Origin of the sequence: Rhodococcus sp. (in: high G+C Gram-positive bacteria) (assembly GCF_049591685.1) — a bacterium.
GTDB lineage: Bacteria > Actinomycetota > Actinomycetes > Mycobacteriales > Mycobacteriaceae > Rhodococcoides.
Window position 1 is genome coordinate 1 of sequence record NZ_JBAWFH010000114.1, and the last position, 3,570, is coordinate 3,570.

Consider the following 3,570-nt stretch of genomic DNA (forward strand, 5'->3'; position numbering starts at 1 on the left):
ACGGCACCCGCGACGACGGGCCGAGTCCGATCTTCTTCTTGCGGCCCAGTGCACGGAGCGCCGGAGGGTGCAGCTTGAAGGTCAAGTTCTTCGCGCCCGGTACCTCGACGCGCACCAGTTCGATGAACTGCGGGTCGGTGAGCATGCGCGCGACCTCGTACTCGTCCTTGTAAGCGGTGAGTTTGAACAGTCCGCGGGCAACGGATTCGGAGAACTCGGTCTGCGCTGTCACCGGTCGCTCTGCGCGCCAGACATCTTCGACGGCCGAGACGTATCGCTTCGCCACGCGGGCGTTCTGGAATGCGATGAGCTCTCCCGCTCTGCGACGGACGAGGTCCAGAACAGAGCCGGACAGGGGCGAACCGGCGAACATCGACGCCGGTGCTTCGGTGTGGGTGGGAAACACCTTCTGGGCAATGGCGTCGGCGAACGCGTCGGGGTCGGCGACTGCAACCTGACCCCACCGGAACGCAGCGATGTTGTCGGCGACGGCCACGCCGTTGACGGTGATGCCCTCTTCGATGGCCCAACCCGGAATGGGCAGTCCACCTGCTTGATACGCAGCGCCCACGAGAAGGAAGTTCGCGGCTTCGGTGCTGCCGAGCACGGCCTTGGCTGCCTTCATCGCGTCGATCGAGGTGAGGATTTTCGACGCGGATTCGAGGCGGTCGAGCATGACGGCTTCGTCCGGGTAGGCGACGGAGGCGTCGTACACCATGTCGCCGGTGGGCGTCTTGGACGTGGAGGCTGCGGTGACCGTTCGGCCGCGGTTGCCGAAGCCGATGTATTTGCTGTCGGCGGCGACGAGCAGGTCGAAGGCGAGGATGCAGTCGGCGTTGCCCGGGGTGATGCGGTTGGAGGGCTCGATCGTCGTCGAACCGACGCGCAGGTGCGAGGTGACGGGGCCGGCCTTCTGGCTCAATCCCGTTTGGTCGAGGCCTTCGACGTGGAGGCCTGCCCGCAACGCGGCGGTGGCAAGCACCTGGTTGACGGTGACGATGCCGGTTCCGCCCACTCCGGCAAGAAAGATGTTGTGGGTGCCGATGATTGGGTCGAGCGTCGGTGTGGAAACTGGTGGGGGATCGAGCCTGGCGTCGACCGGCTTGGAGGGAACAACCGCGTTGTCGGGTACTTCGACGGTGACGAACGACGGGCAGTCGCCGTCGAGGCAGGAGTAGTCGGTGTTGCAGCTCGACTGGTCGATGCGCGTCTTGCGGCCGAATTCGGTGTCGACGGGTTGCACAGACAGGCAGTTGCTCTTGACGCCGCAGTCGCCGCAGCCCTCGCAGACGAGTTCGTTGATGACGACGCGGGTGCTGCGGGCCGGGATAATGCCGCGTTTGCGTTGGCGTCGGGCATCGGCTGCGCAGCGTTGGTCGTAGATGAGGACGGTGACGCCTGGTATGTCGCGCAGCTCTTTCTGGGCCTCGTCCAACTTGTCGCGATGCAGCAGCGTGGTGCCGGGTGCGAGAGAGCCTTTGGTGTGACGCTCGGGTTCGTCGGCGCAGACGATGATGCGCGCGACGCCTTCCGAAGCAAGTTTGTGGGTGAGCGCCGGCACCGAGAGTCCGCCTTCGGCGTCCTGCGCGCCGGTCATGGCCACGGCGGAATTGAACAGGATCTTGTAGGTGATGTTGACGCCCGCAGCGATGCACGCCTGGAGCGCGAGCTGACCGGAGTGGAAGTACGTTCCGTCGCCGATGTTCTGAAAGGTGTGCGGGACGTCCGCGAATTCGGCCTGGCCGATCCACTGTGCGCCTTCTCCGCCCATCTGGGTGAGGGCATTGACGGCGCTGTCGGTTCGGCTGGACATGGTGACGAGCGTGTGGCAGCCGATGCCGCCGCCCGCAATGGATCCTTCGGGGATGGCGGTCGATCGGTTGTGCGGGCATCCGCTGCAGAAGTAGGCGGTGCGTTTGACGTCGAGCGGGGTGAGGGTGAGCGGCGGCGGTAGCGGTCGGCGAAGGGAGACGTACGGTGCCAGCGCGATGCGGATGGGCTCGACCAGGCGCGCGGCGGTGAGTTCACCGTCGACGGGGACGAGGCGGGATCCGTCCGACGCCTTCTTGCCCAACACGGCTGGGGCGTTCGGCATCCCGTAGAGGATGTCGCGGAGCTGCGTTTCGAGAAACGGCACCTTGTCTTCGACGACGAGGACCGTCTCGAGGCCGCGCGCGAATTCGGCGACGCGGGTGGCCGACAGCGGGTAGATCATGCCGACGCGCAGGATGCGGATGCCGTGCTCGTGCAGGTCCGTTTCGGACAAACCCAGGTCGACGAGCGCTTGCCGCATCGAGTCGTAGGCTCCGCCGGCTGCGACGATGCCCACTCGGGCGGCGTCAGGTGCGACGTCGATGCTGTCGATGGCGTTGGCTGCGTTGTAGGCGTCGACCATCGCCCAGCGGGGTCCGAGGAGATCGGCCTCGGCGAGCACGCTGTCGGGCGGGGCCATGAAGAACCGTTGGCTGTAGGACCAGGGTTTCCCGTCCCATTCGACCTCGGGGACCGCGATGTCGACCTGGCTTGTGTCTGCGTCGATGGTCCAGAGGCCGTCGGCGACGTCGGCGATGATTTTGAGTGCGACGAAGCATCCGGACGCTCGGGACAGGGCGATGGCGTGCATGCCGAATTGGACAATCTCGGCGGCGTTGCGTGGGTACAGCGTGGGGACGCTCATGGCGGCGAGGGAGCGTTCGCTGACGCAGGGGATGGAGGAGGATTTGGCGCCGGGATCGTCGCCGACGAGGAGGACGACTCCTCCGGTGGGGTTTGCCCCGTACATGTTGCCGTGCCGGAGCGCGTCCGTTGCGCGGTCGAGGCCGGGGCCTTTGCCGTACCAGACGCCGACGACGGAGTCGTGAGAACGCGAGCCGATGGGCAGTTCGGTTTGGCTGCCCCACACGGAGGTTGCGGCGAGCTCTTCGTTCAATCCGGGAACGAGCCGAATATCGTGGTCGTTTCGTAGCGCCGGCGTTGCTGCGAGCAGCCGATCGAAACCGGCGAGTGGGCTGCCCTGGTATCCGGAGACGAAGGTGCCCGTTCGAATGCCGTTGCCGGCGTCTGCGACCTGTTGTTCGACGAGAAGGCGGGCAATAGCTTGAACACCGGTGAGCAAAGCCGGACCGGTACCGGGACGGTAGCGATCGCGAATGTCGTAGGCGGTCGGCTCATCTCCGTGAGGTGCGGTGGAGCAACAAGCAGCTTCTTTGGAAAGCGCAGTGGTATCCGAGAGTTCAGCCTGATCGGTCACGCATGACCCTCCGTCTACGGTTCGGGTTTTGCCCGACAGTGACAATGCGCTTCACGGTAAGTCAGGGCGGCACCACCCGCAACCGCTGGCCGAACGTCTCACATTGCGGCGCAGCGTTTTTGAACGCCCTTGCAGTCGCTGCGTTTGTTTCGTCTACGTGACGCAAACAGAATGTGACGTCTGAGTACGAATTGGACTTGCTGCCGACATTTCCAACTTAGTCGGCCGGATCGCACGTGAAAGGCTTCTACATCGCGCCAGGACATAGACGCACTGCCCGGCTCAATCTTCTTGCCGGAATGGGCGTTGAACGCGAGATG

At 64.9% G+C, this 3,570-nt stretch carries 1 protein-coding gene; it reads right to left on the reverse strand.

Going from position 1 to position 3,570, the window contains the following annotated elements:
* A partial coding sequence (locus WBQ44_RS05095) for an indolepyruvate ferredoxin oxidoreductase family protein (protein WP_495565650.1) occupies nucleotides 1–3,151 on the reverse strand: 3,151 nt, incomplete at its 3' end.
* Nucleotides 3,152–3,570: the final 419 nt, after the last annotated feature.